The sequence below is a fragment of the Myxococcus virescens genome, assembly GCF_900101905.1.
Taxonomy (GTDB): Bacteria; Myxococcota; Myxococcia; order Myxococcales; family Myxococcaceae; genus Myxococcus; species Myxococcus virescens.
On record NZ_FNAJ01000016.1, the window covers coordinates 53,624 to 69,223 of the forward strand.

Below are 15,600 nucleotides of genomic sequence, written 5' to 3' on the forward strand. Positions count from 1 at the left end.
CACCTGGCCTACCTTCACCTTTTCGATTCTGATTTGCGCACCTTGTACTTCAGCCAGAGCATGTCGCCCTTCCGCAGCTCGGAGGAGACCAGCTTGAGATGGCGGACCGGGCCCCTTCCCTCGCCCGCATCGAACAGAGAAGGCGTTCCGATGGAACCATCCGCGATGGGCGCCACCAAGACGCTCAGCTCGTCGATGAGGTCCTCTGCCAGGAAGGAGCCGTTGATCTTCCCACCGCCCTCCAGGAGCAACCGCTTGATGCCGAAGTCCTTTCGGAGCTTTTCGAGCACCCTCTTCAGGTTCAGCTCCGCCTTGCCGCCAAACAGGTAGGAGACGCCCTTCGATTGGAGGAAGGCCAGGTAGTCGTCAGAGACCTGCTCCGTGAGAATGGTGATGACGTGCTCGTCATCGATGGAGCCCGACTTCCAGGTGAGCTTGCCCGAGGGGTCCAGCGCGATGGCGTAGGACTCCGCGTCGCGCCTCGCGATGAAGTCCGTCCTTGGAATCGGCTGGCCTGACTTGCGCACCGGGACCTTCGCCTTCCCCGCGTAGGGCTCCATCGAAATCCGGCCAATCATCCAGGCGTCGGCGTCGAACGTCTCCGCCGTCCGCTCGTACTCGGACAGGGTGCGCGACGAGAGCTTCCATCTCGTCGTGACGATGCGCCCATCGATGGAGGGCACCATGTGGCAAATCACGTACGGGCGCTTCGCTCTGCGCATCTGCTGTCTCCTCGGACTCAGGGCCTGGTCGTCAGGGTGACATCTTCCCGACGAGCCCCTGGGACGGCGCGTTGACGGGCTCGACGGTGAGCCGGCCCCTATTGAACGCCAGAATCGCTCTCACCCCTCCTGCGCCCTTCACGTACGCCAACACCCGCCGCCTGCCTCCACAACGAATCTCCGGCTTAGGCTGATCGAGTACGCAGCCGGCCTTCGTAATCACGCTTACCGATCGGTACACCGCGCGAGCGGAGGATGTCGTAGGCAGTGACGGCGTGGAAATGGAAGTTCGGCAGGGAAAACGAGAGAATGAACGTCTCCGACGTGAAGGCGAGCCTCCGCGGCCCGATTTGAAGGTCCAGGTCCTTGCCCGCGCATGGGTTGACCTCGTCGGGCGTGAACGCCTCTAGCGCCACTTCCGCTTTGCCGATCATCGCCTGCAGGTCGGCGAAAGGGACCGGTCCGACCAAGGCCGGCGGGGCGAACACACCGGTCTTGAGGGCTTCCACCCCCCACACGGAATGGTGCCATGTGGCTTCGACCTGAAAGTGGAAGGGCGCCATGTCGTCGAAAAGGCGCGCGTTCACGAAGTCGTTGGGATCAACCCCCGTCTCAGCGCAGTGCTTGGCCGCACGGTCGAGAAAGCCTGCGACGGCCCTCACCGTCTGCAGGAAGGTGGGCACGCTGAGGTCGTAGAGCGATGTCGTCATCGGCTTTCCTTCGCATTCTGCTGCTCGCGTTTCCGCCTTTTCAGCATGCGCCCGAACGACCACGACAACAAGAACCGGGCGTTCGAAGCCCTCAGTCCCGCAGCGGACCCTTCGGCGCCGCGTTCCGATTCAGGCTCTGGGGCAGCAGCCGCTTCTTCTCCCGCTGCTCCTTCAGGACCTTGTCGAGCGCGTCACGGATGTCTTGCGGCAGAGGCTGCCCCGCCACCGCGCTGCACCGGTTCCGGGTCTCCAGCGGGTCCTCCGTGAGGTCGTAGCACTCGTACTCACGAGGAATGAACCGCGCCGTGGCGACCTCGTCCGTGTTCCCCGCCGCGCCCGCGAAGAAGCGCGGGTTGTCCGAATAGCAGCTGTACTTCCAGAGCGTGTCTCCCGTGAGTTCGGGGAGGCGGGTGACCACCGTCTCGATGTGCTTGGGCTGGATGACGCCCGCGAACGCCTGGCCAGTGAGGTTGTTGGTCATCTGGAGCCCTGACTCGACGTTGTCGTCGGTCATGAAATAGATGGGCTCATGCCGCTCGGCCTCCCGGCCCAGCACCAGACCGGACAGGTCCCTGCCCACCAGCGGCTGAGCCTCCGAGTGGTCCCGTGCCAGCTCACGCCGGGCCGCATCCGCGTCGATTCCGGCGAGCCCCAGCAGCGTCGGCACCAGGTCCACGTGCGACGTCACCACCTCCGTCCTCCGGGGCTCCGGAAACAGCCTTGGATTGGAGATGACGCACGGCACGTGCAGCGTCTCCTGATAGGCGTTGTACCACTTCTGCATCATGCCGCCGTGAGCCCCGAGCATCTCACCATGGTCGGACGTGAGGACGACGATGGTGTTCTCGAAGAAGGAAGTTCTCTTGAGATGTTCGTAGACCCGCTGGATGTGTTTACTCACCTCCGCCATGAGGAAGTAATAGAACTGCCGGTACGACGCGGTGTCGCGCTGCGGCAGGTACATGCGCGGATACGTGTAGACGTAGTCCTTCTGACAGCGCGGCTTGCTTTCGAGCGACTCACCTGCCGTCGGCGACGGGGCCACATCCGGCAGCTTCCCCGCTTGCTGAAGGTCGCTGAACTCGGTGAACCAGGGCAGGCCCGAGAAGACGATGTCGTGCGGATTGACGAAGGAGCTCACGACGAGCCACGGCGCCGTGTCACCCTTCGCGGCCTGATGCTCCAGGTCGCTCAGCAGCCGACAGACCTGGTCGGCGAAGCCTGGGTCGCGGACTGAGGCATCGTTCGCTTGTGAAGAGCCATGTGGCTCGGGGCCAATCCAACCGGAAAAGCCGAACTTCTCCAGACGCCCGGCCTGCTCGTACAGGGCGATTCGTTCGGGGTAGGCGTCGCCGCTCACGTCATTGCTCATGAGCGCCGTCTGCGTCCCCGGCACCAGGATGTCCTCGTCGGAGATGTGCCACTTGCCCCGGTAGTGCGTCTGATAGCCGCCCTTCCGGAAGTACTCCCCCAACGTGGGAACGGTGTTGGGCGCAAGCCAGTACATGTCCGGGTCGAACGAGGACTTCCCGATGCCGGGAGTCTGGCTCACGCCATGAAGCGACGGATATTGCCCCGTGTAGAGCGTGGTGCGGCTGGGCGCGCAGGCCGTGGAGGCCGTGTGGTGCCGGAGGAACTCGATGCCATGCTTGCGGAGCTCCTGGCCGACCCGGTCATTCTCGACACGAAACCGACGGGCCTCTTCGTTCTCGTACGGAGGCGGAAATCGTTCCTCGTCCGTGGTGATGATGAGGAAGTTGGGGCGCTTGCCAGCAACCGTCATGTCACGACCTCCTGATGGGGAACGCAAACTGTAACTCAGAAGGCCGTGACGCATGACCGCCCCCGCACGACTTTCTACTGCAGCGCGTCCATCAGCGCCGACTGGAGCGTCTTCCGGTTCTGCGGGAAGCCCTGATTGGGATAGGGCCGGGCTCCACTCAAGAACTGCACATACTTCTGATACATCGGGTCGGAGCGCGCGGGCTCCTGCTGATAGAAAGCCTGGGTGGCCTGCAGCAGATAGCGCGGCGTCGTGCCCTGCGGCGCGTCCCCGCTGAAGGCGATGAGGCTGCGCACGTCCGGGTCCTTCATGAAGTTGGTGAAGGCGCGGGCGTCCTCGGCACACGTCCCCGTGCACTGCGCGCTGACCACCAGCGCGTCCACGAACACCGCGGGCGCGGAGCCCGTGCCCAGAGGAACGGAGATGACTTCTGGCAGCGCCATGCCCGGGTTGGCCTTCCGGACGAAGAACAGGCGCTCCGTGTAGCCCATGAAGCCGTTGGCCTGCCCCAAGGCGAACGCCTCTTCCGCCAGGGAACTATCCGCGTAGGTGCCGTCGAGACATGGGTTGACGCCTGCCTCCAGCTCACAGCTCTTCACCACGTCCTCGAACGAATCCAGCGCCGACGCGTCCAGCGGCAGCGACAGCGCCTGGGACAACACGCCCGTGGGATTCGTGTCGGCCCACGCGTCCAAGTAGGACGAGGGCAACGTCCAGCTCCCGCTGTAGTTGGCCGCCAACGGGCGCATCCCCGGTGCCACATCCGAGAGGATCTGGACCAGGGAATCGCCATCCGTGGCCGACGACAGGTGGGGACTGTTCGAGTAGACGACGTAGCTGCACAGGTAGGTCGGCACCCCGTAGCTCTGGCCAGCGATGGAGACGGCTTCTTCCGCCGCCGGATGCGCGGCCCCCGCCTCCAGGGCGACGGGCTGCACCCAGCCCTTCGACACGAGGTCACCCATGATGAGCGTGTCGATCTCCACCACCTGCGCGGCACCTGCTCCCGGACCGAGGAGTTGGTTCAGGGTGCCTCCTTCATCCAGGTCATAGAGGTCCAGCTTCGCGTCGAACACGATGTCCAGGTCGATGTCCGAATGCTCCTGCTCGAAATCCGCCTCCAGCCGCTGCTTGAGGCTGGCGAAGCCATCCCCTGCTGAATCCGGAATGTAGGGGAAGAGGACGACCTTCAACGGCCGCGGGGCCTCGGGTTCGGGGTCCGAGCAGGCCCCCAGGGACAGGGCGAGAACGCAGGGCAAAGCTCTCCATTGCATGGCGTGGCTCCGGCGAAATGAGGGGGGACCGCCCCGCACGGATGCGGGAGCGGCATTGCGCCTCAGTCTACCGTTTCCGCCCGACGAGGCCTGGGCAGCACGCCTGCGTCTGTCTTTGGAGCCGGTGGGCACCGACCGGGCCGGTCGATGCCCAGGTCTTCACCGCCCCCCGGGCGCGGCCAGGAAGCCACGCTGCACCAGCGAGGAGAGATACGTCGAAATCAACGTGGCATCCACGGACGGACACGACGTCCCTGTTCCCCCCAGCGCCTTCAGCGTGTGACCACTGTCGCAGACCACCATGCGCGGCCCACCCACGCTGCGGTCCTCGGGCGGCACCTGCTGGAGGAACAGGAGCAGGTCTCCCAGCTCACTATCAGACGGCGCCGCGAGGCCGAGCTCGGCGAGCCACTCGTCATAGGGGAGCACGCGCAGCCCGTAACCAAAGGCTCGCATGTGGCTCCACATCTCGTCCGCTCGCACGAACTGCGGGTTGACCAGGTGGAATGTCTGACCAGTGGACTCGGGACGCAGGGACAGGTCCACGATGGCGCTGCTCACGTAGTCCACCGGCGTCACGTCCAGCAGCGCGTCCACGCTGGGCGCACTCCCCAGTTGGACGCAGCCCTTGAGGGTCCTGCACACCAGGTCATCCGTGTTCCACGCCCCCGTCTGGCTGTGCCCCGTCACCCGTCCCGGCCGGTGAATCGTCACGGGGAGCCCTCGCCGCGAGGCCTCACGCACGAGCTTCTCCGCCACCCACTTGCTCTGGGCATAACCGCCCATCAGGCTCTCAGCCGCTTCCAACGGCTCATCCTCGCGGAAGGGAAGCTGGCGCCCCACCGGCAGCACCGACACCGTGGAGACATAGTGCAGGGGCTTGATGCGCGTGCGCATGCACAGGCGAAGAATCTCCCGCGTTCCGAGCACGTTCGCGGCGCGCATCGACTCATAGGGATAGATGAAATTGACGAGCGCACCGTTGTGGTAGACGGCGTCCACCTCCTCCGACAGCCGCTGGAACTCCGCTTCCGACAGGCCCAGCAGGGGCTGGCCGATGTCCCCTCGGACAGGGACGATTCGCGACACCAGGTCGTCGCGCCACAGCGAGTAGCTCTCCAGGTTCTTGCGAATCCGCTGCATCCCCTCCTGCTCCGACTTGGAGCGGACCAAACAATGAATGCGCGCCTGCGTCTTCCGGCAGAGCTCCTCGAGCAGAAAGGCGCCGAGGAAGCCCGTGGCGCCCGTCAGCAGCACGGCGCGCGCGGGTCCGGAGGTGGGCGGAAGCGCCGCTCCCGGCAGCAGCCCGGCCTCCAGCACGGCGTCCGCCTCCAGCTCCGCCACCACGTCGTGGACCGGCAGCGAGCCCGTCTTCGCGGCCTCGATGGCGCGCGCCATCTCTTCCAGCGTCGGCGACTGCAACAGGGCCCTCAGCGGGATGTCCGCGCCCGACGCGGACCGCGCGAGGACGAGCACCCGGTAGAGCAGCAGCGAGTGGCCTCCGAGCTCGAAGAAGTGGTCGTGCACGCCCACCTGCTCCACCCCGAGCACCTGACGCCAGATGTCCGCCAGCGTGGCTTCCCCAGGTGTTCTCGGCGCGACGTGGGCCTTCGCCGTCCCGGAGCCCACACGCTCCGGCGCGGGGAGCGCGGCGCGGTCCACCTTCCCATTCGGCGTGAGCGGCAGGGCGTCCAGGCTCACGAACACGAAGGGCACCATGTACTCGGGCAGCCGCGACTTGAGGTGGTCGCGCAGCTCACCCGGCTCGGGGGCCTTCCCTTCGCGGCCCACCACATACGCCACCAACTGCTTGTCCGCGCCCGGGCCTTCTCGCACGACGACGACCGCATCGCGGATGCCTGGGTGCTCCTGCAGCGCCGCGCCAATCTCACCCAGCTCGATGCGGAAGCCGCGGAGCTTCACCTGGTGGTCCATCCGGCCCAGGTATTCGAGTTGCCCGTCCGGCAGCCACCGCGCCAGATCCCCTGTTCGGTACAGGTGCGCGCCCGCGTCCCCGGCGAAGGGAGACGTAACGAACCGCTCCGCCGTCAGCTCCGTCCGGCCCAGGTAGCCCCGGGCGACACCATGCCCGCCGATGTAGACCTCGCCCGGCACCCCCACGGGCATGGGCTCCCGGTTCGCATCCAGCACGTAGACCTGGGTGTTTCCGACGGGCCGGCCGATGGTCGGCGTCTCGCCCCGGTTCACACGGGTGAACGTGGAATAGGTCGTCGTCTCGCTCGGGCCGTAGAGGTTGAAGACATCGCGCACGTGGCCCAGGGCGTAGATGGAGTCGACCAGCGCTCCCGCCAGCGCCTCACCCGCCAGGTTGACGGTGGTGACCGACGCCGGCACCCCACCCCCTCGCAGCAGCGCGCCCATCGCCGAGGGCACGGTGTTGATGAGCGTCACCTCCTTCGCGGCGAGCAGCTCGGGCAGCTCCAGCGCGTTCTTCGCGACGATGACCTTCGCCCCACAGCACAGGGGCGTGAAGATTTCGAAGACGGACAGGTCGAAGCAGATGGACGTCGACGCCAGCGTCCCCGCCAACGACTCCGGCGAGAAGACACTCTGGGCCCACTGCAAGAAGGCCACGGCGTTCCGGTGGTCAATCATCACGCCCTTGGGCTTGCCGGTGGAGCCCGAGGTGTAGATGAGATACGCGAGCGAAGCGGGCGTCGTGACACGCCCGGGGTTCACCTCCGGCTCGGCGCCGAGGGCGGCGGCATCCGCGTCCAGGCACACCACGCGTGCCTCGGTGGCGGGAAGCTCCGGGAGCAGCCGCTGCTGCGTGAGCAGCACGGGCACCTGCGCGTCCTCGAGGATGAGCGCCAGCCGCTCCTTCGGATAGGCCGGGTCCAGTGGCACGTAGGCACCGCCGGCCTTGAGGATGGCCAGCAAGCCGATGACGAGCTCCTCCGTCCGCTCGACGCAGAGCCCCACGCGCGCCTCGGGCCGCACGCCCAGCCGCCGCAGGTGATGGGCCAGTTGGTTCGCCCGACGGTTGAGCTCGGCGTAGGTCAGCGTCCGCGTTCCGCTCACCACGGCCATGGCGTTCGGCGTCCGCTCCACCTGCGCCTGGATGAGTTCGTGCATGCACAGCGCCGGGACGCCGAGCACCGGGCCATTCCAGGCCGTGAGCAGCCGCGTCCGCTCTTCCGTCGACAGCACGGGCAGCTTTGACAGGGGCGTCTCTGGTTTCGCGACGACGGCCTCCAACAACACCTGGAGGTGGCCCACCATCCGCTCCGCCGTCGAGGCGTCGAAGAGCTCGCGCGAGTATTCGAGCATGCCAGCCAGGCCCTGTTCGCCGGAGGCCAGGATGAGGGACAGCTCGAACTTGGCGACGCCTTCCACGCTGCCGTCGGGTGCACCGCCCAGGAATGACCAGCGCGTCCCGGGCAGGTCCAGCGTGGGCGCGGGGATGTTCTCCAGCGTGAAGCAGGCACGCACCAACGGGTTGAGCCCGCCCTCACGCGATGCGCCGACCGCCTTCACCACTTCGCTGAAGGGCAGCGCCTGATGGTCCTGGGCGTCGAGCACCGTCTTGCGCGCCCGGGCCAGCCACTGCGAAAAGGTCGGGTCTCCGGACACGTCACTCCGGAGCACCAGCGTGTTGGCGATGAAGCCGATGAGGTCCGGCGGCACGCTCCCCCGGTTCGCGGTCACCGTCCCCACGCCGAAGTCGAGCTGCCCCGAGTAGCGGTGCAGGAGCGCGGCGAACGCAGCGTAGAGCACCATGAAGAGGCTGCACCCTTCACGTTGGCCGAGCTCGCGCAGCGCCTCGCTCAACCCGGGCGAGAAGGCCACGGGCACGGTCGCACCTCGGTGGCTGGTGGCGCTGGAGCCCCCCCGGTCCACGGGGAGCTGAAGCGGCGGCAGTCCCTGGAGCTTCTCCTTCCAGAAAGCCCGCTCCCGGGCGCCCGAGGCCCCCGCCAGCCATGCCTGCTCACGCAGGGCCGACTCGGCGAACTGCATGGACACGGGTGGCAAGGACGCGGCCTGTCCCCGTACGAAAGACGCGTAGAGCGCCGACAGCTCCCGGACGAAGACGCCGAGCGACCAGCCATCCGTGATGATGTGGTGCTTCGTCACGAAGAGCGCGGAGTCCTCGGCGTCCAGGGACACCAGCGTCACGCGGAACAGGGGGCCCTGGGCCAGATCGAAAGGCTGCTGGGCCAGGGCCTCCGAACGCCGTTGGACCTCCTCGTCGCGCTGCGCCTCCGTCAGCCCCCGCACCTCCACGACGCTCAGCGTCGCGCCCACGTCGGGCGACGCGATGATCTGCCTTGGACTCCCGTCCACCTCCGGGAAGGACGTCCGGAGGACCTCATGCCGGCGGACCAGTTCGTCCAGGCTCCGGCGCAGCGCCACCGTATCCAGCGCGCCACGTACCCGCAGCCCCAGGTGGACGTTGTACTGCGCGGTGCCCGGTGACAGCCGGTCCAGGAACCAGAGCCGCTCCTGCCCGCTGGACAGCGGGATGACCTGGGGCCTCGTGACGGGCCGCTCAGGGCCGCTGCCTACCTCGTCGTGGGCGGTGTGCTTGCGCAGGAACGCGAGGATGTCGGCCTTGTTCGCCGCCAGCTCGGTCCGCAGCTCCGGCGTGAGGACGGCCTTGCCCGCCTCCACCACCAGCTTGTCACCGTCGACGCGCAGGCGAACGCCCCTGGCCGCGAGGGTGCCCAACAGCTCCCGTACACTCATAGGACGAAGACCTCGTTGTCGTTGGTTGCGACCGCCTCTGCCTGGATTGCGAGCGTCTCGGCCAGGGCGCGATCCATGACTTCACTCTGGAGATGCGCACAGAGCGCATCCAGCGTCGGGTGCTTCCAAACCAGCGACGCCGGGAGCGACAGCCCCAGTCCCGACGCCAACCGGTTGCGCAGCTCGAGCCCCATCAGCGAGTCGAGCCCGAACCCTTGGAGCGGCGCTTCGGCGTCGATGCGCGCGGAGTCGAGCCGGAGCACCCGGCCCAGCTGCTCGCGAACGAACTTCTCCAGCGCCACCCGCGCATCCCGAGGTGTCGCCGTCCGCAGGGCTTCAAGCAGCGCCACATCCCGGGCGGCCTGCGCGCCCTCCCCCGCGCTGGCCGGGACGAGCTCCGACAACCAATGCGAGGACTTCGCTCGCGGATAGAACTCCACCCACTTGCGGAGGTCGAGCGGCATGACCGCCATCTGCGTCACGTCGCCATCCAACAGCCGGCCCAGGATGGCGTTGCCTTCCGCGGGCGTCAGACTGTCGGAGCCCCGCTGAGCCAGGCGCTCTCCCCGGTTGGACTGCGCGGCGGCCAGACCGACCTCGGAGAAAGGTCCCCAGTTGATGCTCAAGCCCGGCAGCCCCAGGCCCCGGCGGTGATGGGCCAGCGCGTCGAGGAAGGCATTGGCCGCCACGTAGTTTCCCTGCCCTGGAGCGCCGAACAGGGAGGCCGCCGACGAGTACAGCACGAAGAAGTCGAGCGGCAGGTCGCGCGTCAGGACATGCAGGTTCCAGCCCCCGAGGACCTTGGGCGCCATCACCCGGCGGAAGCGCTCCACCGTCTGCTGCAACAGGACGCCGTCGTCCAGCACACCCGCCGCGTGGATGACGCCTCGGAGCGGTGCTCCACCCTTGGCGCTCTCCGCGAGGACCCGGGCCAGCTGAGCCCGGTCGGACACATCCGCCGCCATCACCCGCACGCGCGCCCCCGCCGCTTCGAGCGTGGCCACGTCCGCCTGTTGCGCTGGCGTCAACGAGGCGTCACGCCCAAGGAGGACGAGGTGCCGTGCGCCCTGCTCCACCATCCACTTCGCCACCGCGAAGCCCAGTCCTCCCAGGCCACCCGTCACCAGGTACGTCCCATCCACGCGGAGTCGCCGAGCCCCCGTGGCGGGCACCACCACGCGTGCCCCGGGATGTTTCAGGGTGAGCGTGCTCACCTCCTTCACGATGGAGGGCAGGCCCCCGGCCTCGGAGGCGTCCTTCACCTCGCGCCACAGCCGGGCGAACCGGTCGGGCTTTCGGCGCGCGAAGGTGTGCACGTCGACTACGCACCACGCGACGTTCGCATCCCCGGCCGAAGGCGCTTCGGACGTCCCTCTCAGGTCGATGACGCGAGCCCCCTCCGCCAGCACGGCGAGGCTCGGCTCAAGGCCGACAGCGCCCGGCGCGATGACGGCCAGGTCCAGCCCTCGGCCTCCCGTCGCATCCAGCAGCCCCGTGGCGAATGAGGCGTCCGTGGGGTCCACGACGTGGGCGGCGCCGAGCTCCCGCAAGGAGGCTCGCTGCTCATCCGTCGTGGCTTCGGCGAAGACCTCCGCCCCCATGCGCCGTGCCAGCTGGATGGCCGTTCGCCCGAGCCCGCTCGAAGCCCCCAGGACCCATACGCGGTCTCGCTTCTCCAAGCGTCCCAGGTGGAACAGGCCATACCAGACAGGCAGCACAGTCGCTGCCATCGCCGCGGCCTCTTCATGCGACGACGAGGGCGGACGCGGCGCGGTGTGCCCAACGGGCACGCACAGATGTGACCCGAGGCCCGACGTCACGAGCGCGATGCGCTCCTCGCCCACGGTGACGTCCTTCACACCCTCTCCCACCGCCACGATGCGCCCACTGCATGCGGTGGCACCCCCTTCGTCCCAGCGCTCCGGGCTCGACGCCCCGCCGAGCCCCGGACGCGCCGCCACTTCGACTTCGAGTTCGACCTCTCCAGGCCCCGGCGGACGGCGGGCCGCGGACCAGTACTCCTGGCGCCCCTGAGCATCACGCTCGACTCGGAAGGATTGGCCCTCGGCGGGGACGATGGCCTCATGGGAGGCCCTGCCGGGTGTGCCACGAACGATGCGGCCGACATGTCGCCCATCCGGCCGGAGGGAGATTTCCTCCTCCGCATCCGCCACGAGCAGCTCGCGCACCAGCGCGCCGGTGGCGTCCTCGGTGCTCATGACCGCGGACACGTCCACCCGTGTGCACTTCAGCTCGGCGTGCTCCTGCGCGAGCGTGCGCCCCAGGCCCCACAACGGCGCCTGCACGACGTCCGAAGCGGAGCGGCTGTCCGAACCATGGTGGACCCCCTTCGTGACCATCCACAGACGTGGCGGACTCGACAGGCCCATCCGGGAGAGCCCCTGCACGAGGTGCAGCACGCCGCCGCAGCCCATCAACGGGTCCACGTCGCCCGAATCCAGGCCCGTCAGGTGAATCACGCCGCGCGCAGCGGCCCCCTTGCCGAACGTCTCCGCCAGCACCTCATCGAAGGCCATCGGCGACGACGCGTCCACGGTGCGGCGGCCCGGCTTGGAGCCACCCAGGTCGATACGGGTGACTTCGCCCTGGCGCGCGCGGAGCTGTGACTCCACCGTATCCGCCAGCTCGTTGCCATCCGTGATGAGCAACCAACGTCCGCCTGCCTCGGTGCCCTGTGCGGGGAGCTGCTCGACGGAGGGGACATGGCGCCACGCCTGGGCGAAATAAAGGTCCCTGCCCTCCGCATCCGCCACGGGAGCATCCAATTGCTGAACCCGCAGCCCCAGCGCCTCCAGCAACAGCGTGCCGGACGCATCGCGCAGCACGAGGTCGAACTCGTAGACGCCCCGGCGTGTGCCCTCGGGTGTCCGCATCCGGACGTGGCAGAAGCCCTCCGTTGGGGGCGGTGCGTGAAGCCGCAGGTTCTCGAGTGCTACCGGGACGGCGGGCCCCGCGTCCTGCGGCACGTCCTCCGGAGGCACCGCGGCGGACACCAACTGGAAGCAGGCGTCGAGCAACGCGGGATGGATTCGATACGCCGAGGCCCGCGCGACCAATGACTCCGGGAGGCGGAGATGGCCGAGCGCCTCCCCTCGTCCTCGCCAGACCTGCTGCACGCCCTGGAACGCGGGCCCGTAGGCTACGCCGTTGCGTGCCAGCGTCTCGTAATGCGCTGCCTGGGTCACGACGTCGGGGCAGCGCTCGCGGATGGCCTCCAACGATTCGGACGCAAGCCCCGCCTGCCCTGCATCCAAGAGGCGGAGCCTGCCCACGACGTGCGTCATCCACCCCGCCGCTTCCGCCGTCTGGCTCGAAAGCTGAAACGTGAGGGTGCAACCCTGCTCGCCGTGCAGCGCCAGTTGGACGGTGCGCTCCTGGCCCTCGGGCAGGAGCAGCCCCTCCTTGAAGGAGGTGTCGACCAGCTCGTGCGCGGTGCCTCCTGACATCGCATGCGCCGCGGACAGCGCCATCTCCAGATAGGCCGCGCCCGGCACCACCACCGAGCCCGCCACGCGATGGTCCGCGAGGAACGGGGGCTCGCTCGCGCTCAGTGTGGATTCCCAGAAGCGGGTCTCCTGCTGCACGGAGGTCGTGAACGAAGTGCCCAGGAGCGGATGGCCCCCCGAGCGCACGAAGCGGCCTCGCGCTGCACGCGTGGGCCTCAGCTCCAGCCAGTGCCGTTCCCGCTGCCAGGGATACGCCGGCAGTGCGACTCGCCGCCGCTTGTCCGGATGCAGCCGGAGCCAGTCCACGCGGTCCACGCGGGTGGCCAGCGCGCCCAGTGACGCGAGCAGTGACGGCCACTCCTCCTGTTCCCGGAGGAGGCTCGGGACGACCAGGCCTCGGCCGGAGGCGTCGCCTTCCCGCAGCATCGCGTCCACGAAGGGCACCAGGATGGGATGTGGGCTCAGCTCGATGAACAGGACGTTCCCGTCCAGGATGAGACGCTGCACCGCGTCCGCGAACAGCACGGGCTGCCGCAGGTTGCGCACCCAATACGCGGCGCTCAGCTCCCGGCCGTCGATGGGGGCGCCCGTCACCGTCGAGTAGAGCGGCACCGTGCTCCCCGTCGGACGGATGCCAGCCATCCGCTCCAGCAGGTCCTGCCGAAGCGGGTCCATCTGTGGGCTGTGGGATGCCACGTCCACCTTGACCCAACGGCAGAAGACCTCGCGCTTCTCCAGGCGCTCCAACACCTCCTTCAGCGCCGCCGGGTCTCCGGAGAGCACCGTGGCCTTCGGGCCGTTGCTGACGGCGATGGCGATCCGGTCCTCCGCGCCCCGAATCTCCGCCTCGGCCTGTTCGCGCGAGAGGTCCACCACCGCCATGGCGCCCTGACCGCTGACCCGCCGGAGCAACTTGCTGCGCTCACAGATGATGCGCGCGGCGTCGTCCAGCGACAGCGCCCCCGCGACGTGGGCCGCGGCGACCTCGCCCATGCTGTGCCCCACCACCGCGTGCGGCTCCAGGCCCAGTGAGCGCCACACCGCCGCGAGCGACACCTGCAAGGCGAACAGCGTCGGTTGGATGACGTCGATGTCATTCCAGCGCGGCTGCTGACCGGGGTTCGTCAACAGCTCGCGCAGCGACCAGTCCGTGTAGCGGCCCAGTGCATCGTGGCACCGGTCGATGGCCTCACGGAAGGTCGTGTCCTGGGCGTACAGCTGCCGTCCCATGCCGAGCCACTGCGAGCCCTGGCCGGGGAACACGAAGACCACCTTCTGGCTGTTGCTCCGGCGCCCCACGGACAGACCGGGGTGGCTCTCTCCGGCGGCAAACGCGTCGAGCTGCGCGACCAGTTCCTGGGGGGACTTCGCCGCGAGCGCGAGCCGGTGGTCATGGTGCGTGCGGCACAGGGCCGCCGTGTAGCTGAGGTCCGCGAGCGCTCCCACGTCCTCGCGCTTCAGGAACGAGCTCCACGTCCGGGCCAGGTCGGCCAGCGCTGGCGCCGTCTTGGCGGACAGGACGACGAGCTGCGCGGTATCGACCTCGGAAGCGGCGGGCGTGGCCGCGGGCGCGGGGGCTTCCTCCAGCACCACGTGCGCGTTGATGCCACTCAGCCCGAAGGAGCTCACCCCCGCGATGCGCCGTCCCTCGTGGGCCGGCCAGGGGATTCGCTCGACGGGGACACGCGCGGGGATGCGGTCCCATTCCACGTGGGGATTGGGCGTGTGGAAGTGCAGGTGCGGCGGTATCTCCCGGTGCTGGAGCGACAAAATCGTCTTGATGACGCCGGCGATTCCGGCCGCCGGCTCCAGGTGGCCGATGTTCGTCTTCACCGAGCCGATGAAGAAAGGCCGGTCCTCCGGACGTCCCTTGCCCAGCACCGCCCCCAGTGCCCGGAGTTCAATGGGGTCGCCCAGCGGCGTGCCCGTGCCGTGGGCTTCGATGTAGCCCACGAGGGCCGGCGGCACGCGCGCGTTCTCCAGCGCCTTCGACACGACGGCTTGCTGCGACGGTCCGTTGGGCACCGTCAGTCCGCCGCTGGCCCCGTCATGATTGACGGCGGAGCCACGAATCAACGCGAGGATGTCGTCGCCATCGCGCTGCGCGTCCGACAGGCGCTTGAGCACGAGGATGCCGCAGCCCTCCCCGCGCACGTACCCGTCGGCCGCCGCATCGAAGGTCTTGCAGCGGCCGTCGCTCGCGAGCGCCTGCATGCTGCAAAGGCAAATCGTCGTCTCAGGGGACAGGATGAGATTGACGCCGCCCGCGAGCGCGAGGTTGGACTCGCCGCGCCGGAGGCTCTCGCAGGCCAGGTGGAGCGACACCAGGGACGACGAGCACGCCGTGTCGACCGGCATGCACGGCCCCTGCAGGCCCAGCACGTAGGAGATTCGCCCCGGGACGAAGCTGTAGCCGTTGCCCGTCGCCATGTACCCGTCGAAGCGGGTCGCGTCGTCTTCCTTGAGCAGGCGCGCCATGTAGTCGCTGGACATCACGCCCATGAAGACGCCCGTCCTGCTGCCCATGAGCTGACCCGGCGCCACGCCCGCGTTCTCCAGGGCCTCCCACGCCACTTCCAGGGCGATGCGCTGCTGCGGGTCCAGGCTCGCCGCTTCGCGCGGCGCGATGCCGAAGAACTCAGCGTCGAAGTGCTCCACGTCATCGAGGAAGCCACCGCGGGTGCCGTACATCTTCCCCGGCATCCCGCGCGTCGCGTCGAAGTAGCCCTGCACGTCCCAGCGGGACTCGGGCACCTCGCGCAGCGCATCCACGCCGTCTCGAAGGATCCGCCAGTAAGACGGTCCATCGACGGCGCCACCGGGGAAACGGCAACCCATGCCGATGACGGCGATGGGCTCGGTCCGGGCGCGTTCCACCGCATCGAGGCGGGCTTGCATCTTCTCCACGAGCAAAGCGGCGCGCTGCAACGCGGAGGG

6 protein-coding genes are annotated in these 15,600 nt (G+C 68.4%); all 6 read right to left on the reverse strand.

Features of this window, described 5'->3' with window-relative positions; translation table 11 throughout:
- Positions 1–14: 14 nt before the first annotated feature.
- The 6 genes from BLU09_RS31330 to BLU09_RS31355 all read right to left on the reverse strand — a co-directional run bounded on the left by BLU09_RS31330 (position 15) and on the right by BLU09_RS31355 (position 15,561).
- Positions 15–722, reverse strand: coding sequence for a RibD family protein (locus BLU09_RS31330; protein ID WP_090494051.1), 708 nt, complete (start codon positions 720–722; stop codon positions 15–17).
- Between the two features lie 185 nt (positions 723–907).
- Positions 908–1,432: a DUF1993 domain-containing protein gene (locus BLU09_RS31335; protein ID WP_090494053.1), complete on the reverse strand. Its 525-nt coding sequence runs from the start codon at positions 1,430–1,432 to the stop codon at positions 908–910.
- A gap of 91 nt (positions 1,433–1,523) precedes the next feature.
- Positions 1,524–3,215, reverse strand: coding sequence for a sulfatase family protein (locus BLU09_RS31340; RefSeq protein WP_090494055.1), 1,692 nt, complete (start codon positions 3,213–3,215; stop codon positions 1,524–1,526).
- Between the two features lie 74 nt (positions 3,216–3,289).
- The gene (locus tag BLU09_RS31345) at positions 3,290–4,489 is read right to left on the reverse strand and encodes an extracellular solute-binding protein (protein WP_090494057.1); all 1,200 of its coding nucleotides are present in this window, start codon (positions 4,487–4,489) and stop codon (positions 3,290–3,292) included.
- Between the two features lie 159 nt (positions 4,490–4,648).
- Entirely contained in the window at positions 4,649–9,196 is a 4,548-nt protein-coding gene (locus tag BLU09_RS31350; RefSeq protein ID WP_090494059.1) for a non-ribosomal peptide synthetase, read from the reverse strand.
- Positions 9,193–15,561 (reverse strand): type I polyketide synthase, encoded by a 6,369-nt coding sequence (locus BLU09_RS31355; RefSeq protein ID WP_244172186.1) that lies wholly within the window; start codon positions 15,559–15,561, stop codon positions 9,193–9,195. The genes BLU09_RS31350 and BLU09_RS31355 overlap by 4 nt, the downstream gene beginning before the upstream one ends.
- Between the last annotated feature and the right edge of the window lie 39 nt (positions 15,562–15,600).